This window comes from Pseudomonas sp. A39 (genome assembly GCF_058145955.1).
In genome coordinates, this window is record NZ_JBYVMD010000009.1 from 123,241 (window position 1) to 144,351 (window position 21,111).

Annotated in this window: 19 protein-coding genes; 7 read left to right on the plus strand and 12 right to left on the minus strand. The window is 62.2% G+C overall.

All coding sequences use genetic code 11. The features are described 5' to 3' along the window. The 4 genes from AC3ZU9_RS09725 to miaB all read right to left on the minus strand — a co-directional run bounded on the left by AC3ZU9_RS09725 (position 1) and on the right by miaB (position 3,881). Positions 1–840, minus strand: a complete 840-nt coding sequence (locus tag AC3ZU9_RS09725) for a CorC family transporter (RefSeq protein WP_010206772.1) — start codon at positions 838–840, stop codon at positions 1–3. A gap of 41 nt (positions 841–881) precedes the next feature. Beyond that, a complete protein-coding gene (ybeY, locus tag AC3ZU9_RS09730) occupies positions 882–1,340 on the minus strand; it encodes an rRNA maturation RNase YbeY (RefSeq protein ID WP_046036575.1) in 459 nt (152 codons plus the stop codon). Then, positions 1,333–2,337, minus strand: a complete 1,005-nt coding sequence (locus AC3ZU9_RS09735) for a PhoH family protein (protein ID WP_015886050.1) — start codon at positions 2,335–2,337, stop codon at positions 1,333–1,335. Before AC3ZU9_RS09735 ends, ybeY begins: the two co-directional genes overlap by 8 nt. Before the next feature lie 215 nt (positions 2,338–2,552). Then, positions 2,553–3,881 (minus strand): tRNA (N6-isopentenyl adenosine(37)-C2)-methylthiotransferase MiaB, encoded by a 1,329-nt coding sequence (gene miaB, locus AC3ZU9_RS09740; protein ID WP_015886049.1) that lies wholly within the window; start codon positions 3,879–3,881, stop codon positions 2,553–2,555. 131 nt (positions 3,882–4,012) lie between these two features. On the opposite strand from miaB, the gene AC3ZU9_RS09745 reads away from it, so the two are divergent. Continuing rightward, on the plus strand, positions 4,013–4,339 hold the full coding sequence (locus AC3ZU9_RS09745; protein ID WP_003194436.1) for a DUF1820 family protein: 327 nt from the start codon (positions 4,013–4,015) through the stop codon (positions 4,337–4,339). A gap of 146 nt (positions 4,340–4,485) precedes the next feature. Here AC3ZU9_RS09745 and AC3ZU9_RS09750 read toward each other — a convergent pair whose 3' ends face one another. The 4 genes from AC3ZU9_RS09750 to AC3ZU9_RS09765 form a co-directional block, all read right to left on the minus strand. Further along, positions 4,486–5,040, minus strand: a complete 555-nt coding sequence (locus tag AC3ZU9_RS09750; protein WP_015886048.1) for a tetratricopeptide repeat protein — start codon at positions 5,038–5,040, stop codon at positions 4,486–4,488. Positions 5,041–5,265: 225 nt separating this feature from the next. After that, complete coding sequence (gene hemL / locus AC3ZU9_RS09755; protein ID WP_490090640.1) at positions 5,266–6,549, minus strand: glutamate-1-semialdehyde 2,1-aminomutase; 1,284 nt, start codon at positions 6,547–6,549, stop codon at positions 5,266–5,268. 11 nt (positions 6,550–6,560) lie between these two features. Then, the gene (gene thiE / locus AC3ZU9_RS09760; protein ID WP_015886046.1) at positions 6,561–7,190 is read right to left on the minus strand and encodes a thiamine phosphate synthase; all 630 of its coding nucleotides are present in this window, start codon (positions 7,188–7,190) and stop codon (positions 6,561–6,563) included. An 18-nt stretch (positions 7,191–7,208) separates the two neighbouring features. Beyond that, the gene (locus AC3ZU9_RS09765; RefSeq protein WP_015886045.1) at positions 7,209–8,006 is read right to left on the minus strand and encodes a hydroxymethylpyrimidine/phosphomethylpyrimidine kinase; all 798 of its coding nucleotides are present in this window, start codon (positions 8,004–8,006) and stop codon (positions 7,209–7,211) included. 276 nt (positions 8,007–8,282) lie between these two features. Here AC3ZU9_RS09765 and AC3ZU9_RS09770 point away from each other — a divergent pair, with 276 nt between their 5' ends. From AC3ZU9_RS09770 to AC3ZU9_RS09785, 4 genes are all read left to right on the plus strand, one after another. Further along, positions 8,283–10,673 (plus strand): hybrid sensor histidine kinase/response regulator, encoded by a 2,391-nt coding sequence (locus tag AC3ZU9_RS09770; RefSeq protein ID WP_490090641.1) that lies wholly within the window; start codon positions 8,283–8,285, stop codon positions 10,671–10,673. A gap of 67 nt (positions 10,674–10,740) precedes the next feature. Then, entirely contained in the window at positions 10,741–12,396 is a 1,656-nt protein-coding gene (locus AC3ZU9_RS09775; RefSeq protein WP_093544230.1) for an acyl-CoA dehydrogenase family protein, read from the plus strand. 178 nt (positions 12,397–12,574) lie between these two features. Continuing rightward, positions 12,575–14,047, plus strand: a complete 1,473-nt coding sequence (gene amn, locus AC3ZU9_RS09780) for an AMP nucleosidase (RefSeq protein ID WP_490090642.1) — start codon at positions 12,575–12,577, stop codon at positions 14,045–14,047. 71 nt (positions 14,048–14,118) lie between these two features. Continuing rightward, complete coding sequence (locus AC3ZU9_RS09785) at positions 14,119–14,754, plus strand: pseudouridine synthase (RefSeq protein ID WP_046036578.1); 636 nt, start codon at positions 14,119–14,121, stop codon at positions 14,752–14,754. Here the strand turns inward: AC3ZU9_RS09785 and AC3ZU9_RS09790 are convergent. Both AC3ZU9_RS09790 and AC3ZU9_RS09795 read right to left on the minus strand, forming a co-directional pair. Beyond that, positions 14,749–14,958 (minus strand): DUF2788 domain-containing protein, encoded by a 210-nt coding sequence (locus tag AC3ZU9_RS09790; RefSeq protein ID WP_025999909.1) that lies wholly within the window; start codon positions 14,956–14,958, stop codon positions 14,749–14,751. The genes AC3ZU9_RS09785 and AC3ZU9_RS09790 overlap by 6 nt on opposite strands. 199 nt (positions 14,959–15,157) lie before the next feature. Next, on the minus strand, positions 15,158–15,637 hold the full coding sequence (locus tag AC3ZU9_RS09795; protein WP_003176264.1) for an Lrp/AsnC family transcriptional regulator: 480 nt from the start codon (positions 15,635–15,637) through the stop codon (positions 15,158–15,160). A 397-nt stretch (positions 15,638–16,034) separates the two neighbouring features. On the opposite strand from AC3ZU9_RS09795, the gene AC3ZU9_RS09800 reads away from it, so the two are divergent. After that, positions 16,035–17,108 carry a DUF6515 family protein gene (locus AC3ZU9_RS09800; RefSeq protein ID WP_046036579.1) on the plus strand — a complete coding sequence of 358 codons (1,074 nt, stop codon included), beginning with the start codon at positions 16,035–16,037 and terminating at the stop codon, positions 17,106–17,108. Here the strand turns inward: AC3ZU9_RS09800 and AC3ZU9_RS09805 are convergent. Beyond that, positions 17,105–17,998: a cation diffusion facilitator family transporter gene (locus AC3ZU9_RS09805; RefSeq protein WP_015886039.1), complete on the minus strand. Its 894-nt coding sequence runs from the start codon at positions 17,996–17,998 to the stop codon at positions 17,105–17,107. The genes AC3ZU9_RS09800 and AC3ZU9_RS09805 overlap by 4 nt on opposite strands. Before the next feature lie 9 nt (positions 17,999–18,007). Beyond that, entirely contained in the window at positions 18,008–18,427 is a 420-nt protein-coding gene (locus AC3ZU9_RS09810; RefSeq protein WP_490090643.1) for a polyribonucleotide nucleotidyltransferase, read from the minus strand. Between the two features lie 124 nt (positions 18,428–18,551). Here AC3ZU9_RS09810 and hrpB point away from each other — a divergent pair, with 124 nt between their 5' ends. Continuing rightward, the gene (hrpB, locus tag AC3ZU9_RS09815; protein WP_490090644.1) at positions 18,552–21,062 is read left to right on the plus strand and encodes an ATP-dependent helicase HrpB; all 2,511 of its coding nucleotides are present in this window, start codon (positions 18,552–18,554) and stop codon (positions 21,060–21,062) included. The last annotated feature ends 49 nt before the right edge of the window (positions 21,063–21,111 follow it).

Consider the following 21,111-nt stretch of genomic DNA (forward strand, 5'->3'; position numbering starts at 1 on the left):
TTAGCGAGCAATAGGTGTCAGGCGGATCAGGTGGATACGACGGCTATCGGCATTCAGGATGCGGAAGCGATAAGCGCCGATCTCGGTGGTTTCGTTACGTTTTGGCAGATGGCCAAACGCACTCATCACCAGGCCGCCGACGGTGTCGAACTCGTCGTCGGAGAATTCGCTGTCGAAGAACTCGTTGAAGTTCTCAATCGGCGTCAATGCCTTGATCAGGAAGTCACCGCTGGGCAGTGGCTTGATGTAGCTGTCTTCTTCGACGTCGTGTTCGTCTTCGATGTCGCCGACGATCTGTTCCAGCACGTCTTCAATCGTGACCAGGCCCGCCACGCCACCGTATTCGTCGATCACAATGGCCATGTGATTGTGGTTGGCGCGAAACTCGCGCAACAGCACATTCAGGCGCTTGGACTCAGGCACGAAGGTGGCCGGACGCAGCAGGTCCTTGATGTTGAAGCTGTCGCCGTTCTCCTTGAGGATCAGCGGCAGCAGGTCCTTGGCCAGCAGGACGCCCATGACGTCGTCATGGCTTTCACCGATCACCGGGTAGCGCGAGTGCGCGGAGTCGATCACGGCCGGGAGGAATTCCCGTGGTGTCTGGGTCGCCTTGATGCTGATCATCTGCGAGCGCGGGACCATGATGTCCCGTACTTGCAGGTCAGCCACCTGGATGGCGCCTTCGACAATGGCCAGCGCTTCGCTGTCCAGCAACTTGTTTTGATGGGCCTCGCGCAGCAGCTCAAGCAGCTCCTGGCGGTTTTTCGGCTCGTGGGCAAAAGCCTGGGTCAGTTTACCCAGCCATGACTTCTGCCCGTTGCTCGATCGGTCTTCGCTCATAGCGATTACTCTGAATCCTTTATTGTTACGGTTGAGTGTTTTTAAGCGTCGTCGTCTGCATACGGGTCCGGATGACCCAATTCTGCAAGCAACGTTTGTTCCAGTGTTTCCATTTCCTCGGCTTCGTCATCGTCTATATGGTCGTAACCCAAGAGATGCAAGCAGCCGTGGATGACTAGATGAGCCCAGTGGGCCTCAAGTTCCTTGCCCTGTTCCTTCGCTTCGCGCTCCACCACCTCGACACAGATGACCAGGTCGCCCAGCAACGGGATATCCAGCAGTTCATCCGGCACGTCGGCGGGGAAGGACAGCACGTTGGTCGCGTAATCCTTCTGGCGCCAGGTGTGGTTCAGCTCGCGGCCTTCGGGCTCGTCGACCAAGCGAATGGTCAGTTCCGAGTCGGCAGTGCGCTGGCGCAGGGCCAGGGCGCACCATTCACGGAACTGTGCTTCGCTGGGGGCGGGCGCTTCGGTGGCCAGCTGCAGGTCTAGCTCAAGCATCGCGGCGCACGTCCTTGGCCGGCGCATCGTCGCGATGGTCGAAGCGCTCGTAGGCTTCGACAATACGCTGCACCAGCGGATGGCGGACCACGTCCTTGGGCATGAAGTGCGTGAAGCTGATGCCCGGTACGTCCTTGAGCACCTCGATCACCTGGGCCAGGCCCGACTTGGTGCCCTTGGGCAGGTCGACCTGGGTGACGTCGCCAGTGATCACGGCGGTAGAGCCGAAACCGATCCGGGTGAGGAACATCTTCATTTGCTCGACCGTGGTGTTCTGGCTTTCGTCGAGGATGATGAAGCTGTTGTTCAGGGTGCGCCCGCGCATGTAGGCGAGCGGGGCGATCTCGATCACCTGGCGCTCGATCAGCTTGGCCACGTATTCAAAGCCGAGCATCTCGTAGAGTGCGTCGTAGAGCGGGCGCAGGTACGGGTCGATCTTCTGGGCCAGGTCGCCGGGCAGGAAGCCGAGCTTTTCGCCCGCCTCGACCGCCGGGCGCACCAGCAGGATGCGGCGCACTTGCTCGCGCTCCAGTGCGTCGACCGCGCAGGCCACGGCCAGGTAGGTCTTGCCGGTACCGGCGGGGCCGATGCCGAAGTTGATGTCGTTGCCGAGGATTTCCTTGACGTACTTCTGCTGATTCAAGCCGCGCGGGCGAATCATGCCTTTTTTGGTACGCAGGGCCACGCTGGCTTCGGCCACAGGATTGTTGGCCAGGTCTTCCACTGCCGATTCCTGCAGGTACAGGTGCACCGTTTCCGGCGACAGTTCGCTGCCCTTGGTTTCGCGGTAGAGACGGCGCAGCAGGTTTTCTGCGGACGTGGTGTGTTGAGGTTCACCAATGAGCTCGAACTGATTGCCGCGGTTGCGGATCTCGATGCTCAGGCGTTGTTCGATCAGGCGCAGGTGCTCGTCGAACTGTCCGCACAGGTTGGCGAAACGGCGAGCCTCAAAAGGCTCGAGGAGAAAACGATGGGGTTCTACTATGGGTGCGTTCAAGGTCGCTTTTAGCCGCCCTTTGGCTGTTGAGGTGAAATAGAGAATAACGCCAGAGGCGCGGGTACGAAAGCACTTATCTAACCCTGATGCCATGCAGTTCAAATGTGGGAGGGGGCTTGCCCCCGATAGCGATGTGTCAGCAATAAATGTGTGATCTGATTCGCCGCCATCGGGGGCAAGCCCCCTCCCACATTGAGTCGGTGTTAATCAGGTCATTATTGCAACAACGACCCACGCAACGAATGGGGCTGAGCCGCATCGATGTGCACATCGGCAAACTGGCCGATCAGGGTCGGATTGTCGCAACGGAAGTTTACGATTCGGTTGTTCTCGGTACGGCCCTGCAGTTCACCCGGGTCTTTTTTCGAATAGTCGGTGACCAGGATGCGCTGGGTGGAACCGACCATTTGTCGGCTGATCTCGAAACCCTGCTGGTTCAAGCGATGTTGCAAGGCGTTGAGACGCTCTTTTTTCAGCGCTTCCGGGGTTTCATCCACAAGATCGGCCGCCGGGGTGCCGGGGCGCTGGCTGTAGACGAACGAGTAGGAAAAGTCGAAACCGACGTCTTCGATCAGCTTCATGGTCTGCTGGAAGTCTTTCTCGGTTTCACCGGGGAAGCCGACGATGAAGTCCGAGCTGATGCAGATGCCCGGCACCGCCGCGCGCAGTTTGCGCAGTTTGGATTTGTATTCCAGTGCGGTGTGGTTGCGCTTCATCGCTGACAAAATGCGGTCCGAACCCGACTGCACCGGCAAGTGCAGGTGCTTGACCAGTTCCGGCACTTCGGCGTGGGCCTGGATGAGGCTGTCGGAGAACTCCAGCGGGTGCGAGGTGGTGTAGCGAATCCGCTCGATACCGTCCACCGCTGCGACCACGCGGATCAGCTCCGCCAAGTCGGCCAGGCGGCCGTCCTGGGTCAGGCCGCGATAGCCGTTGACGTTCTGGCCCAGCAGGGTCACTTCGCGCACGCCGTTTTCGGCCAGGTGGATGATTTCCGACAGCACGTCGTCAAATGGCCGGCTGACTTCCTCGCCACGGGTGTAGGGCACCACGCAGAACGTGCAGTACTTGCTGCAGCCTTCCATTACCGACACATAGGCGCTCGGCCCGTCGATACGCGGCTCGGGCAAGTGGTCGAACTTTTCGATTTCCGGGAACGAGACGTCAACCTGTGGCAGCTTGGTGATACGGGCGGCGTCGATCATTTCCGGCAGTCGGTGCAGGGTCTGCGGGCCGAAGACCACGTCGACATAGGGCGCGCGGTCGCGGATCGCGGCGCCTTCCTGGCTGGCCACGCAACCGCCGACGGCGATCACCATGTCCGGGTTGGCCAGCTTCAATTCGCGCCAGCGGCCCAGCTGCGAGTACACACGGTCCTGGGCCCGCTCGCGGATCGAGCAGGTATTGAGCAGGATCACGTCGGCATCTTCGGCGCGGGCGGTGACTTCCAGGGCCTGGTGTTCACCCAGCAAGTCGACCATGCGCGAGCTGTCGTACTCGTTCATCTGGCAACCGTGGGTTTCGATGTAAAGCTTCTTGGCCATGGGAATCGTCAACTGGTGGTAAAGAACCGCGCATTATAGGGGTCATGCCCATCGGTTCCTAGCGCTGTGCATCGGGTGCCATGCTATAGTTCGCGCCCTCTTTTATATCCCCCATGTGTTCCTCGCCCACCATGACCAAACGTGAAGCTCCAATCTATAAGGTGATTTTCCTCAACCAGGGCCAGGTGTTCGAAATGTACGCCAAGCAGATCTATCAGAGCGATCTGTGGGGTTTCCTGGAGGTGGAAGAATTCGTCTTTGGCGAGCGCACTCAATTGGTCGTCGACCCGGGCGAGGAGAAGCTCAAGGCTCAGTTTGAAGGTGTGGTGCGCAGTTTTGTGCCGATGCATTCGATTGTGCGCATCGATGAAGTCGAGCGCCTGGGCACGCCGAAGATCAGCGAGGCGCGGGGCACCAGCAATGTGATGCCGTTTCCGATGCCGATGCCTGAGAAATAAGTCTTTTGTGGCGAGGGAGCTTGCTCCCGCTGGGGCGCGAAGCGGCCCCAATGCCATACAGGTGTGTCATATAGAAGTCAGTGAAGGGGGACTGGGGCCGCGTCGCAGCCCAGCGGGAGCAAGCTCCCTCGCCACAAGGGCAGGGTCTAGGGCAGGGGGGAGAAGGGCGATCGCCCATCCGCGCTCTGCAGTTCCTGCAGGTAATTACGGAAAATCTGGCCGAGTACCTGGGTCGCCACTTCGAGTTCATCGCGCTGCATGTGCTCGGCCACTTCGTCGGCCGTATCCAGCGCATCTTCCGCACCGTTGACCGCCGCCATTTTCAGCACGATATACGCTTGGACGTTATTGGCCGGTACGCCTTCGCCTTTGAAGAACATGTTACCCAGTTCGAATTGCGCCTGCGCATGGCCCTGCAACGACGCTTTCTCGAAGTAGCTCAAGGCTTTGTTGAGGTCGCGTGCAGGGTTTTTGCTGTCGTGGAAGTACTCGCCCAACTCGTATTGCGCTTGCGCATCCCCGCCGTCAGCCTGTTTCTGGCACGCGCTCAGGGATTCGGCCTGGCTGTCTGGCTGGGTATTGAGGGTGCAGCGACCCATCGCTGGGATTAACAACGAGTTGCCGCCTGCTTGTGCATGTGCCAGCAGCGGCTGAAGGAGCAACAGGCAGCCCAGAACCAGGGTGCGGCCGGTGCGTTTCATGGGAATCGACTTACCTCTGACGGGGCACGCGGACCCTCGGGGGATCCAATAAGCGCGCATTATGAAATAAGCAGGCCTCTGCTTACAAAGTCTTTACTCGTTTTTCTGCTGGTTGGGCAAGTTATCTGCCGGATTGCAGGTAATTTCTCGAAAAAACTCGGAAAGCTCTGTAGGCAAAGTAGCAAATCAGACACCGTTTGGGCGGTGTCTGATTTTTGCGGCCAATTATTTCAGTGCAGCGAAGGCGCGTTCAGCGGCGTCGAGGGTCAGTTTCAGCTCGGCGTCGCCATGGGCGATTGAGGTGAAGCCAGCCTCGAAGGCGCTCGGCGCCAGGTACACGCCGCCTTCCAGCATCAGGTGGAAGAAGCGTTTGAACAGGTCGGCGTCGCTGCCCATCACGTCATCAAAGGTGACGATGTCGTCGGCACCGCTGAAGTACAGGCCGAACATACCGCCCGCCTGGGTGGTAACAAATGGGATACCGGCGGCATCGGCGCGCTGTTGCAGGCCGTCGAGCAAGCGCGTGGTGTAGTCGGTCAGCTCGGCGTGGAAGCCTGGACGGCTGATCAGGCGCAGGGTGGTCAGGCCGGCGGCCATCGCCAGCGGGTTACCGGACAAGGTGCCGGCCTGGTACACCGGGCCCAGCGGCGCGATGTGCTGCATGATCTCGCGTTTACCGCCGAAGCAGCCCACCGGCATACCGCCGCCGATGATCTTGCCGAAGGTGCTCAGGTCCGGCGTGACGCCGTAGTGAGCCTGGGCACCGCCGAGGGCGACACGGAAACCGGTCATCACTTCGTCGAAAATCAGCACCACGCCGTGCTTGTCGCACTGCTCGCGCAGGCCTTCGAGGAAACCCGGCGCCGGCGGTACGCAGTTCATATTGCCGGCCACTGGCTCAACGATGATGCACGCCACGTCCTGGCCCACTTCATTGAGCATCTGCTCGACGGCGGCGATGTCGTTGAACGGCAGGGTCAGGGTGTGTTTGGCAAACTCCGCCGGGACACCGGCCGAGCTCGGCACGCCCTGGGTCAGCAGGCCGGAGCCGGCTTTCACCAACAGGCTGTCGGAGTGACCGTGGTAGCAGCCTTCGAACTTGATGATGCTGTCGCGGCCGGTGAAACCACGGGCCAGGCGGATCGCGCTCATGGTGGCTTCGGTGCCGGAGCTGACCATGCGCACCATTTCCATCGACGGCACGATGGCGCACACCAAGTCCGCCATTTCGGTTTCCATGGCGGTCGGCGCGCCGTACGACAGGCCGTGTTCCAGCTGCTTGCGCACCGCGTCCAGCACGTCCGGGTGGCTGTGGCCGAGGATCATCGGGCCCCAGGAGCCGACGTAGTCGACGTAGCGTTTGTCATCTTCGTCGGTGACGTAGGCGCCTTCGGCATGCTTGAAGAACAGTGGCGTGCCGCCGACGCTTTTGAACGCACGCACGGGGGAGTTCACACCGCCGGGGATGTGTTTCTGAGCATTGGCAAACAGCGTTTCGGAACGGGACATGAGGGGGCTCTCTAAACTGAAATTTTAAGCAGATCGTTGAACGCGCGAGCACGGCGCGTGACTTCCTGCGTACTGTCGGCGCCAAACAGGCCGTGCACCACCGCCAGCAGGTCGGCGCCGTGCGCCACCAGCGGTTCGGCGTTCTCCAGGGTGATGCCGCCGATTACGCAGATCGGCAGCTGCACGCGCGCACGGGCTTGGGCCAGCATCTCGACCGTGGCGGCCGGAGCGCCGGGCTTGGTGTTGGAATTGAAGAAGCGGCCGAAGGCGACGTAGCTGGCGCCTTCCTTGGCGGCCTGTTCGGCCAGTTCGATCTGGCTGTGGCAGGTCGAGCCGATGATGGCCTTGGAGCCCAGCAGTGCGCGGGCCGGGGTCAGTGGGCCGTCGGTCTGGCCCAGGTGCACGCCGACGCCTAGGCGCGCGGCCAGTTCAGCGTCGTCGTTGATGATCAGTTGGGTCTTGTAGCGCGAGCACAGCTCCCGCAGCTTTTCGGCTTCGCGCAGGCGGCGGGCTTCGTCGCTGCTTTTGTCGCGGTACTGCAGCAGGGTCACGCCACCGTCCAACGCCGCTTCGACGTAGGCGAGGAATTTGCCGGCCAACAGTTGGCTGTCGGTAATGGCGTAAAGGCCACGTAGTTTCATCAGGCAGGCCTCGTGCTTTTAAGAGCAGAAATCCAGCGGCAACCGGCGCGGTACAAACTGGCCCTGGCCGAGTTGTTCAGCGTCACGCAGTGTGCGCCAAGTGTAGTTGAGTGCCGATTGCACGGCGCTGACCAAGCCTTCACCGTGGGCAATCCGACCGGCCAATGCACTGGCCAACGTGCAGCCCGAACCATGATAGCTGCCGGGCAGGCGCTGGCAGGTAAAGGTCTGGCGCGTGCCGTCGCGGCTGTATAAGCGGTTGTGCACTTCGTGCTCGTCCCCGTGGCCGCCGGTGATCAACAGGTGCTTGATATACGGCAACAGCTTCTCGGCGCATTCGTCCGCGGTGCCTTCAGGCAGTTCAGCGAGGATGCGCGCTTCGGGCAGGTTCGGCGTGGCGATCAGCGACAGCGGCAACAGCCGCTCGCGCATCGCATAGCCGACTTCGTCCTTGCCCAGGCTGCCGCCGCCGCCGGCACGCAGCACCGGGTCGCACACCACTGGCAGGTGTGGATGCGCCTGCAGCAGCTCGACCACGGTGTCGACCATCGCGGTGGAGCCGAGCATGCCCAGCTTGACCGCCGCCACGTCCGAGTCGCTGAGCACGGCATTGGCCTGGGCCAGTACCCACTCGCGGTCGAGCACGCGGAAATCGCTGACATTGACGGTGTTCTGCACGGTCAGGGCGGTGACGGCCGGGGCCGCATGGCAACCCTGGGCGAGCAGGGCTTCGATATCTGCCTGCAAGCCGGCGCCACCACTGGGATCATGGCCGGAGAGACAGAGGACAACAGGGCGAGAGCTGTAGATATTCATGGTGCGCGAGCTTACCACCAAACGCTTTTGGCGGGGCCGTCTGGCGATGGTTGAATTTTGTCCGGATTACCGCGCTTTTTTGGCACGGTGCTGGCCGTTAAAACCGTCTGGGACGCTTGTTCTAGAGCCTTTCAAAAAATTATTTCAATGGTGTCCAATAGCCTTTAATGGCTATGCTAGAGTGGATCCAAACGACTAACTGTATGACCGGTGTACGTCATCTCAAAAGGAATGGGGGGCTTTTTGACATAACCGGACAGGCCACGCTGGGGCTCTATGCGCTATTTGCTGATTTTATTGTTGTGCGGGCTGCCGATGCTCGCCAGCGCCATCGAGTTCAACCAGGACACGCGAAGCCTGCCGCTGGGCCGAGCCATGCAAGTGCTCGAAGACCCGACCGACGCCCTCACGATTGCCGACGTCAGCGCGCCTTCCGCCGCCACGCAGTTCAAACCCCACGATAAAGACACGCTGAACGCCGGCTACTCGCGCTCGGTGTTCTGGCTGAAGGTCAATCTGCATTACCTGGCCCAAAACCCCGACGTGCAACGCACCTGGTTGCTGGAGCTGGCGTACCCGCCGCTCGACCACCTCGACCTCTACCTGCCCGACAGCACCGGCACCTACCGCCTGGCCGGGCGCACGGGGGATGCGCTGCCGTTTTCCGCCCGTGAGATTCGCCAGAACAACTACCTGTTCAAGGTCGACTTCACGCCGGGCGAGACAAAAACCGTCTACCTGCGCCTGCAAAGCGAGGGTTCGATCCAGGCGCCATTGACGCTCTGGTCCAGCACGGCCTACCTGGAACAACAGCCGCTGCGCCTGTATGTGTTGGGCCTGATCTATGGCGTGTTGCTGGGGATGCTGGTCTACAACCTGTTCATCTACCTCAGCGTGCGCGACACCAGCTACCTTTATTACATCTTGTATATCGCTTCGTTCGGCATGTATCAGCTGTCGGTGAATGGCGCGGCGGTGGAGTATTTCTGGCCGAACAACCCCTGGTGGGCGAATGCCGCGACGCCGTTCCTGATCGGTGCGGCAGCGCTCTTCGGCAGCCTGTTTGCGCGCAGCTTTTTGCACACCGCCCAGCACAGCCGCTGGATCAACCGTCTACTGCTGGCGCTGGTGGCGGGTGGTGGCGTAGTGATGCTGTTGTCGTTGATGACCAGCTACGCGCTGGCGCTGCGCCTGGCCACCGGTTTGGCATTGGTGTTTACCGTGACCATCTTTGTCGCCGCCATCAAGGCCTGGTATTGCGGCCAGCGGGTGGCGCGCTATTTCATCATTGCCTGGTCGGCGTTCCTGCTGGGTGGGGTGGTGAATACCCTGATGGTGCTGGGCTACCTGCCCAATGTGTTCCTGACCATGTACGCCAGCCAGATCGGCTCCGCCATTGAAGTGGCGCTGTTGTCCCTGGCCTTGGCCGACCGCATCAACGCCATGCGCGAACAACAGGCGCAGATCCTCTTCGATGCCAGCCAGAAGCTCGAGGTGCTCAACGCGCAACTGGCCCGCAGCAACCGGCTCAAGGATGAATTCCTCGCCACCCTGACCCACGAACTGCGCACCCCCATGAACGGTGTGATTGGCTCCCTTGAGCTGATGCAAACCGTGCCCCTGGACGCGGACCTGGCGCAGTACCAGCAAACCGCCGCCGGTTCGGCGCGGGACATGATGCGCATGGTCAACGGCATTCTCACCCTGACCGAATTGCAGGCCGGACGCCTGAATGCCCAGCCCCAGGTGTTCAGCCTGCGCGGTACGCTCGACACCTTGCGCCAGCAGTTCAGCGCCAGCGCCCAGAGCAAAGGCCTGGCGTTTTCCATCGACGTGGCGGACGAACTGCCGGACCGTGTGCTGGGTGACGCCGACAAACTGCTGCAGTGCCTCGATTGCCTGCTCGATAACGCGTTCAAGTTCACCCACGAAGGCTCGGTTCGCCTGCGGGTGGTCGGCGTGCCCCACAGTGACGGTGGCTTGCGCCTGAGCTTTATCGTCACCGACACCGGTATTGGCTTCGCTTTCCTCGACGAGGCCACGCTGTATCAGCGTTTCTTCCAGCTCGATGGTTCCACCACCCGCGAATACGGTGGCCTGGGTATCGGCCTGGCCATTTGTCGGCAGCTGATCGAGTTGCTGGGGGGGCGCCTCACTCATCATTCCGAACCGAGCAAAGGCAGTCGCTTCCAGCTGGAAATGGAAGTCAGCCCGCTACCGGCCGAATCCAGCCCCGTCCCGGATAAGCAGCGCGCCCCGCAGGACTGCTCGGTGCTGCTGGTGGATGACAACAGCGTGGGCCAACTGGTGGTACGCGGCATGCTGCTCAAGCTCGGCTATCGGGTGAAAACCGTAGACAGTGGGCCGAATGCACTGGCGGCCTTGCAGGGTGGGAATTTCGACGCGGTGTTGTTGGACCTTCCCGAAGGTGGCTTCTCATTGTGCTGTCAGATCCGTGCACTGCCTGGTTGCGGCGAGTTGCCGGTAATCGCCTTGAGTACCTCACTGATTGTGTCGGAGCGCGAGCACTGCCATGGCATCGGCGTCTCCGAACGCCTCGCCAAACCCGTACGTTTCGAGGCCTTGCAGGCGGTGTTGGCGCGGCGGTTACTGGGCACGGTAGAGGGCGAAAGCGCCGGACATTCGGCGGGTATGCCACTGTTTTAAGGCGTATGACGGTGCTTAACTGAAATTCAGGCCTCAAATAAACGTGGCCTTTTCCAGGAGGCCCGTCATGAACCTGCATCAGTTCGCCGAAACCCACGACGTCACCAACCAGCCCCCGTCCCTGGACGGCACCAACCTGTACCGCATCGATTTGCCCCTGCAGGAATGGTCGCGCCGCTTTGGCGCCGGCTGGGCACACGCGCGCATTGATGCGTACGGTGCGTTGGCCGGCGGGCCGCTGATGGAGGCCGGATTCCTGGCGAACCAGAACAAACCGGTGTTCAGCAGCCACGACCGTTATGGCCATCGCATCGACCTGGTGGAGTTTCACCCGGCTTACCACGAGCTGATGCGCACGGCCGTCGAGCACGGCCTGCCGTCGCTGCCGTGGGCTCATCCGCAGTCCGGCGCCCATGTAGCCCGCGCCGCCATGACCTACCTGCACAGCCAGGCCGAAGCGGGCACCGGCTGCCCGCTGACCATGACCTTCGCCTGCGTGCCGGCCCTGCGCCTGCAACCTGACCTTGCCAAGACCTGGCTGCCGAAGATTCTCAGCACCGACTATGACCCGCGCAACGTCGGCATCGCCCATAAGGCCGGTGCCACCATCGGAATGGCCATGACCGAGAAACAAGGCGGTACCGACGTGCGCGCCAACACCACCCGCGCTTACCCCGTAGGCGCGGGCGGCCCCGGCCAGGCGTATGAACTGGTGGGCCACAAGTGGTTCTGCTCGGCACCGATGTGCGATGCCTTCCTGACGCTGGCCCAGACCGACAAGGGCCTCACCTGTTTCCTGCTGCCCCGGCACCGCCCGGATGACACGCGCAACGAGTTCTATATCCAGCGCCTGAAAAACAAGCTCGGCAACTGCTCCAATGCCTCCAGCGAAGTGGAGTTCCGTGGCGCCCTGGCCTGGATGATCGGCGAGGAAGGTCGTGGCGTGCCGACCATCATCGAGATGGTCGCCATGACCCGCTTTGATTGCATGGTCGGCTCCAGCGCCCTGATGCGCCAGGCGCTGACCCAGGCCAGCCATCATTGTGCCCATCGTTCCGTGGGTGGCCGCGTGCTCAGCGAGCAACCGCTGATGCAGAACGTGCTGGCCGACCTGGCGCTGGAAAGCGAAGCCGCACTGGCCTTGAGCCTGCGCATGGGCCGGGCGCTGGATCACCTGGGTGATGAGCAGGAAGCCAAGTTTTCCCGTCTGGTGACAGCGGTGGGCAAGTATTGGATCTGCAAGCGCGCCCCGGCGATGATCAACGAAGCCGCCGAGTGCATGGGCGGTGCCGGGTATGTCGAGGACAGCATCCTGCCGCGTCTGTACCGTGAGGCGCCGGTGAATTCGACGTGGGAAGGTTCCGGCAATGTGCAGTGCCTGGACGTGCTGCGGGCGTTGTCGAAAGAGCCGGGTGTGTTGGAGGCGCTGTTTGTGGAGTTGGGGGATGGGCATGGCGACCGGCTGTTGGCGCGGCATATCGAACAGCTGAAGTCGGCGTTCATGGACACCCAGGACATCCAATACCGCGCGCGGCAGCTCACCGAGGACATTGCCGTGGCGTTGCAGGCCAAGTTGCTGCTCGAGGCGGGGATTGCGGCGGTGAGTGATGGGTTTATCGCCAGTCGGTTGGGCGAGTCGTCCGGCCGGGTGTATGGCACGTTGCCGCGAGGCGTTGACGTCGACGCCATCGTCGCTCGCTCAAGCCCGCATTCATCTATGTAAACGCGGTCAAAATGTGGGAGGGGGCTTGCCCCCGATAGCGGTTTGTCAGCGACAGAGGTGTTGGCTGACCGTCAGCTATCGGGGGCAAGCCCCCTCCCACATTTACTGCATTCCAACTCTGGTGTTTCGGTGCGGCCGGGATACAGGCAAGATAAAGGCCTGCAAGTCAGAACACAGGATGCTTACCGTGACCGAAGCTTTTGTTGTCGTTCAAACCGCCGAAGAGGCCGTCGATCGGCTGGCGGCTCTGCATGAGCGTGCTACCGGCGCGCTCAATCAAGCCCTCAAGCAATACCTCAAAGACCGCGTCGAGCCCGACGCCGCACAACGTGCGCTGTTTCGCTACCCGGAACTGCGCCTGACCTACCACTGCCACGGCGAAGTCCCTCAGACCACCCGCGCCTATGCCAAGGTCCAATTGCCGGGGACCTACAGCGTCACCGTCACCCATCCTGCAGCGTTTCGTAAGTACCTGCTGGAACAACTGGTGCCGCTGATGCACGACTTCACCGTGACGGTGGAAGTCGGCGTCAGCCAGCAGAACATCCCGTACCCGTACGTGGTGGAGCAGGGCGACGAACTGGCCGGCTCCGGCGTGACCGCTGCGACCCTGGCGCGCGTGTTCCCCAGCACCGACCTGTCGGCCGCCACCGATGGCATCGCCGATGGCCTCTACGATTGGGAAAACACCGACCCGCTGCCGCTGGCGCTGTTCGATGCTGCCCGCGTGGATTTCTCGTTGCGTCGCCTGGTGCATTACACCGGCAGTGACTGGCGCCATGTACAGCCGTGGATCCTGCTGACCAACTACCACCGTTATGTCGACCAGTTCATCCTGCATGGCCTGGAGCAACTGCGCAGCGACCCGCGCTTTATCCGCATGGTGCTGCCGGGCAACGTGGTGATCGACAAGTCCATGGACCACGGCGAAGCGTCGGCGATTGCCGCAGGCGTGGTGTGGCACCGTTACCAGATGCCGGCCTATCACCTGCAAGCCACTGATGGCCACGGTGTGACCCTGGTGAATATCGGCGTCGGCCCGTCCAACGCCAAGAACATCACCGACCACCTGGCGGTGCTGCGCCCGCATTGCTGGCTGATGATCGGCCACTGCGGCGGACTGCGCCAATCCCAGACCATCGGCGATTACGTACTGGCCCACGCCTACATGCGCCGCGACGGGATTCTCGACCGGGTGGTGCCGCCGAATATCCCGATCCCGGCCTTGGCCGAAGTGCAGATGGCCTTGCAGCAAGCGGCGGCCAATGTCACTGGCGAAAAAGGCGAAGAGCTGAAAAAACGCCTGCGCACCGGCACCGTGTTGACCTACGACGACCGTAACTGGGAACTGCGCTGGGCCCAGGAGCGCCCGCTGATCAACCTGTCCCGCGCCGTCGCCGTGGACATGGAAAGCGGCACCATCGCGGCCCAGGGTTATCGCCTGCGGGTGCCGTACGGCACGTTGCTGTGTGTGTCGGACAAACCGCTGCACAGCGAAATCAAGCTGCCGGGTTCGGCTAACGCGTTCTATGAACGTGCGGTGAGCCAGCACTTGAAGATCGGCATTGAGGCCGTGGATTTGCTGCGTACCGAACTTAACTCGCTGCACTCGCGCAAACTGCGCAGCTTCGACGAACCGCCGTTCCGCTAAGCGGTTGGGATGGTTATTTAACGGTCAGGCCACTAGCATTGTCGGTCCTGACCGTTAGATGTTCCTTTGCCATGTCCCGTCCTTCCCGTCCCGATTCACGCCGCCCTGGTGTGAAACCCCCGTATTCCGCTGCGCGGCGTGTCGCCAAGGCACCACCGGCCGAGCCGAAGTTGATCCTGTTCAATAAGCCGTTCGATGTGCTGACCCAGTTCAGCGACGAAGGCGGGCGCGCGACCCTCAAGGATTTTATCGACATCCCCGGTATCTACCCGGCGGGCCGCCTGGACCGTGACAGCGAAGGCCTGTTGCTGCTGACCAATGACGGCCAGTTGCAAGCGCGGATTGCCGACCCCAAGCACAAACTGGCGAAAACCTACTGGGTGCAAGTGGAAGGCGAGCCCACCGAAGAGCAGCTGCAACGCTTGCGCGACGGCGTAGCGCTCAACGACGGCAAGACCTTGCCCGCCGAAGCGCGGCTATTGGAAGAACCGGCGTTATGGCCACGTAACCCGCCCGTGCGCTTTCGCAAAAGCGTGCCGACCCATTGGTTGGAATTGGTGATTCGTGAAGGACGTAACCGCCAGGTGCGGCGTATGACGGCGGCCGTGGGCCTGCCCACTTTACGCCTGGTGCGTGTACGAATTGGCGATTGGACAATCGATGGCCTGGATCAGGGCCAATGGAAAGAAGTGCCGGCGCGCTTATAAAGCGCCGGACTCGATCAGGCCGATCACCACGCTCTTGATGATGAACGCGGCCACGCCCAGGCCCAGTACGAAGAACAGGATGAACGAGCCAAAGCGCCCAGCCTTGGACTTCTTCGCCAGGTCCCAAACGATAAAGCCCATAAAAATGATCAAGATCGTGACCAGGCCGGTCATCATCCATTCTTCGAAGAGGGCGGGGTCGATGTTGTTCATGGGGTATTTTTCCGACAGGGCAGGCGGGAAGTATACGGCAGCGTTACCGACGCAACATTGACCTGGATCGAAGTGCAATCCAAATGTGGGAGGGGGCTTGCCCCCGATAGCGGTGGGTCAGTTGATAAATAACTGACTGACACTCAGCCATCGGGGGCAAGCCCCCTCCCACATTTGACCTTCACCGATCTTAAGTGCGCAGGTGGGTCAGGGGCAGTTCGGTGCTGTTCAATACCTGATTGAGCACAAAGCTGGAACGCACGCTGGTCACGCCTTCAATGCGGGTCAAATGCCCCAGCAGCAGTTTCTGGTAGTGATCCATGTCCGGCACCACCACTTTCAACTGATAGTCAGCATCCATCCCCGTCACCAAACTGCACTCCAGCACCTGCGGCAGGGTGCGGATCGCTGCTTCAAAATTCTCGAAGCGCTCGGGGGTGTGGCGGTCCATGCCGATCAGCACGTAAGCCGTCAGGCTCAGCCCGAGCATCTTGCGGTCGAGCAAGGCGACCTGACGGGAGATGTAGCCGTCGTCCTCCAACTGCTTGACCCGGCGCGAGCACGGCGACGGCGACAAGCCGATGCGTTCGGCCAACTCTTGGTTGGAGATCCTCGCGTCGCGCTGCAATTCCGCCAAAATACTCAGGTCGTATCGGTCAAGCTTGCTCATTGGGATGGCCTTTGTCGTAACTATTGCGGTGAATTATCCATGAAGGGTTAAAAATTGCGCAAGCACTGTTTATTGACGCAATCTTCGCAATCATCTGTCGGGCGCAGGCGGGTATCTTTATCAACAGAATCACCGCCTGGACAACAGTCCACAGCAGCTCGCCCAATCAGGCCTGCTGCGGCCGCCACCCCAGCAGGGTTGAGCCGGCCTCCAGGCTGCACACTGTCCACAAGACGGCGTGAGGTGAGCCAACGTCAAAAGCGTTGAGCCAGGACGAAGTTCTCAAGGGGTGGCCGACGGGTCACCCCTTTTCTTTTGCCTGCTGATAACCTGTGCGAGAACCGGGCCTGGCTTTTCCAGTCTCATGGACAGGCCCTAATCCGCAGTGAGGAATAGCATGAAGCGCATCTGGCGTTTGGCAGGTGTAGGTTTGCTGATGGTCACCGTTGGCGCCCAGGCAGTCGCCGACGAGCGTGACAACGCACCGCGCGGTGACGGCGGTGGTCAGCATGAAAGAGGACCGGAGGGCGGTCGGCCTGGTGGAAATGAACAGCCGCGTCCGCAGAACAACCCACCGCGCCCGCAAAATGCCCCGCAACGGCCGGAAAACACTCAGGCACGGCCCGAAAACAATCAGCCGCGCCCACAGAATCAGCATTTTGATCGCGGTGGCCAGAACGGTGGTGGCCAATGGCAGGGGCGCCCCCAAGGCAATGAGCAGGGGCGACCGGTGCAACCGCCGCAACCGCAACCGGCGAATAACCTGCCGATCCAGAGTCGCCCCGACACCGTGCGCCAGACCCAGGAACCCCGCCAGGGTTATTACCGCGACATCCCTCGACGCAATGATGGCAACCCGCACTGGGAAGCCGGTGGCCCAGGCTCTCGCCCCGGTGACAACCGCTGGCCAGGCCGCCCCGACGGGCACGGCAATGGCTGGGGCCCAGGCCCCCAACATCGCCCCGGCTACGTGGTCGACCGCTTCCCCGATCACAATTACCGCGTGCCTTACCGTGGCCAGGATTACTTCTACTCCGGCGGCTACTGGTACCGCCCGCAAGGCCCACGTTATGTGGTGGTGACACCACCGTATGGCATCCGCGTGCATTCCCTGCCGGACTATGCGCGTGAAGTGTGGATAGGCAGTGCGCTGTTCTTCCTCGCCGCGGGCTCTTACTACACCTACGAAAGCAGCTCCCAGCAGTACGTGGTGGTGCAACCGCCGACCGCCGTGCCGTCGCCGCAGCCTACGCCGCAAGGTAATGGCTATGACGTGGTGGCGTATCCCGCCAACGGCCAGTCACCGGCCCAGGTGCAGCAGGACGGTTATGACTGTTATCGCTGGGCGGTGCAGCAAAGTGGTTTCGACCCGCAGCAAGTGACCTACGCCCCCGACCCGGCGGTGGTGCAAACCTACCGCCAGGCCCAGGGCAACTGCCTGAGCAGTCGTGGTTATCAGGTGCAGTACTAGGTTTTATTGCCCGTGACCACTTCCCGCGGGTCGGCGTGCACCAGCACTTCGGCGCGCGGGTAGGCTTTGTGAATGGCATCGGCAGCCTGGTCGCTGATGCCATGGGCCACTGACAGCGTCAATTCTCCCGGCAGTTCCAGGTGCAGTTGCACAAACCAGTGGCTGCCGGAAATCCGCGTGCGCAAATCATGCGCACCCAACACCCCCGGTACGCCACGGGCCAGTTCCAGCATGTGCTGGCTGACGTCCGGCGGCAGCTCTTCATCCATCAGCACCGCAAAGCTTTCCCGGGCGATCTGGATCGCGCTCCACAAAATGTAGGCGGCGATGCCCAGGCCAAACCAGGCGTCGACTTGATGAAAGCCCATGCCCGCCAGCACCAGTGCCACGAGAATGCTGCCGTTGAGCATCAAGTCGGAGCGGTAGTGCAGCGAGTCCGCACGCACGGCGTTGGAGCCGGTTTCGCGGATCACCCGGTGTTGCAGCATCAACAGCGCCACCGTCAGTACCAGGGAAAAGATGATCACGCCAATGCTTAACCACGGCGCGCCCACCGGCTCTGGATGTTGCAGGCGCTCGTAGGCCTGGAACGCGATCAATACCGCACTGCCGCCGATAAACAGCGCCTGGGCCATGCCCGACAGCGACTCGGCCTTGCCATGCCCGTAACGGTGATCGTCATCGGCCGGGCGCAGGGCGTAATGCACCGCGACCAGGTTCAGCAGCGAAGTCACGCCGTCCAGCAGGGAGTCGGTCAAGCCGGCGAGCATGCTCACCGAGCCGCTGAGCCACCAGGCGATGGCCTTGGTGATAATCAGTGCACAGGCCACGCCCACCGACGCGCGGGTGGCCAGGCGCAGGAGCCTGGCGTGTTCGGGGCTGATGGTCATAGACGGTCCTTAAGCGGCGGGTTGCAGGCCCAGGCTGGCGAGCTGTTGCACGCTGCCCTTGAACTGGATCATGCGCGGGTCGTCGAGCGGCAGGGTGCGGCCGGTTTCTTTCTGGATGATGCTTTGCAGTTTGGCGTTGTCGACCTTGCCATCGGCGCCAATGGCTTCGTGGAGTTTTTGCGGGTCGACCTGGGCGGTCTTGCCCGGTTCGAAATAAATTGCGCCGGTGGCGAAGTCCACGCCAAACGCGATCAGGCCAGGGATCACATAAAACAGCAGGCCCACGGCATCGAGCACGGCAATGGTCGGGTCGATCTTGCCGTCGATCTGGCCACGGCGGTCGGGGTAGAAAATCGAGCCGCAAGCCGTCAGTTGGCTCAGCAGGGTGAAGGCGAGGACACCGCCGATGACACGGGAAGCGATACGCATGGAAACTCTCCTGAACACGGTTGATACGGGACTATATAGCAACGGTCTTATGGCAATGGCCTTGAGACCATCGTCGGCACTCGGCAGTTCGCCGTTATACTCGCCGCTCTGCTTTGGAGCCAGTATGAATTCGTTGCCGATTGATGATGTTTTACCCGCCCTGCGTGACGCCTTGGCGATTCGCCATGAGGCCGTGCTGGAAGCGCCGCCCGGCGCCGGTAAAACCACCCGTGTGCCGTTGGCGTTGTTGAATGAGCCATGGCTGGCCGGGCAGACCATCCTGATGCTCGAACCCCGTCGTCTCGCCGCCCGTGCGGCGGCCGAACGCTTGGCCAGCGAGTTGGGCGAGAAGGTCGGTGAAACCGTCGGCTATCGCATCCGCCTGGACAGCAAAGTCGGCCCCAACACCCGCATCGAAGTGGTCACCGAAGGCATCCTCACCCGCCGCCTGCAGGACGACCCGGCGCTGGACGGCGTGGGCCTGCTGATCTTCGATGAGTTCCACGAACGCAGCCTTGATGCCGACCTGGCGCTGGCCCTGAGCCTGAGCGGCCGCGAGCTGTTTCGCGATGAGCAACCGCTGAAAATCCTGCTGATGTCCGCCACCCTCGAAGGCGAACGCCTGGCCAGCCTGCTGGATGACGCGCCGATCCTGCGCAGCGAAGGGCGTATGTTCCCGGTGCAGATGCGCTGGGGGCGGCCGTACCAGCCGGGTGAATTCATCGAGCCGCGTGTGGTGCAAACGATCCTCGAAGCCCTGCATGACGAAACCGGCAGCGTGCTGGTGTTCTTGCCGGGGCAGGCGGAGATTCGCCGGGTCAACCAGCAGTTGGCCGATGCCTTGGGCGATCGCACCGATGTGCTGCTGTGCCCGTTGCATGGCGAGCTCGACCTCAACGCCCAGCGCGCGGCCATCGACCCGGCGCCCGCGGGCAAACGCAAAGTCGTGCTGGCGACCAACATCGCCGAGACCAGCCTGACCATCAACGGCGTGCGCGTGGTGATCGATGCCGGGTTGGCGCGGGTGCCGCGTTTCGACCCCGGCAGCGGCATGACCCGCCTCGACACCCAACGTATCTCCCGCGCCAGCGCCACCCAGCGCGCCGGCCGGGCAGGGCGCCTGGAACCTGGGGTGTGTTATCGCTTGTGGTCCGAGGACCAGCATGAAGGGTTGGCTGCGTACGGCAGTGCGGAAATTCTGGCGGCCGACCTGGCCGGCCTGGCGCTGCAGTTGGCGCGCTGGGGCGTCACGCCTGCGCAGTTGGTATGGCTGGATGTGCCGCCGACTGCTGCGTATGCCCAGGCTCAGGATTTGTTGCAGCGCCTCGGCGCCTTGAATGACGACACGCTCACCGCCCATGGGCAGAAGATGGCCGAGCTGCCGGCCCATCCGCGTATCGCCCATTTGTTGCTGCGCGGGCAAGATCTCGGGTTGGCGGCGACGGCATGCGACGTGGCCGCCTTGCTGGGAGAGCGCGATATCTTGCGCGGTGGCGGTGCGGATTTGCACAGTCGGCTGGCGCTTCTGTCCGGCGAGGAGCGCGCCCGCGGCAGCCAAGGCGGCGTGCAGCGGGCCAAGCAACTGGCGCGACAATATCGTGGCTACTTAAGAGGCCAGGCGGCTCAACCCGTTGCCGACCCCGATCACCCGCGCTGGCTCGGTGCCTTGCTGGCCCTGGCCTACCCGGACCGTGTCGCCCAGCAACGGCGCCCCGGTGGTGCCGAATACCGCCTGGCCAACGGCCGCGCTGCAGTGTTCGCCGAGGCTGACAGCCTGATGAAGCAACCCTGGCTGGTCATCGCCGACCTGGGCAGTCGCCAGGGCCAGCGTGAAGAACGCATCTACCTGGCGGCGGATTTTGACCCGATGCTGTTCGACACGGTGCTCGCCGAACAAGTGTGCAACGTCGACCAGTTGGACTGGGATGAACGCGAAGGCGTGCTGCGCGCCGAACGCCAACGCAAAGTCGGCGAATTGGTGCTCAGCCGTGAGCCGTTGACCGGTCTCGACGAATCCGCACGCAGCCAGGCGCTGGTCAACCTGGTGCGCCGCAAAGGCCTGGAGCTGCTGCCGTGGACGCCGGAGCTGCGCCAGTGGCAGGCCCGCGTCATGCTGCTGCGCCAGCTGGACGCCGGTAAAACCAGCGAATGGCCCGACATCAGCGACAAGGCGTTGCTCGCCAGCCTCGAGCACTGGCTGATGCCCTACCTGGGCAAAGTCTCGCGGCTGAGCCACTTCGCCAGTCTGGATATCTCCAGCTTCCTGCACAACCTGCTGCCCTGGCCGTTGCCCCAGCGCCTGGACGAACTGGCGCCGCAGCACGTGAAAGTGCCGTCGGGTTCGTCGGTGCGGCTGGACTACAGCGAGCAGCCGCCGATTCTGGCGGTGCGTTTGCAGGAATTGTTCGGGCTGGCGGATACACCCCGCATTGCCGGCGGACGCCAGGTGGTGAAGCTGCACCTGCTGTCCCCGGCGCGTCGGCCGGTGCAGGTGACGCAGGACCTGGCGAACTTCTGGCGCAGTACCTACGCCGAGGTGAAGAAGGATTTGAAGGGGCGGTACCCGAAGCACTATTGGCCGGATGATCCGTTGGTGGCTGAAGCGACCGCGCGGATAAAACCTCGCAAGTCGTAACGCCACAGGTCCAAATATGGGAGGGGGCAAGCCCCCTCCCACATGGGTT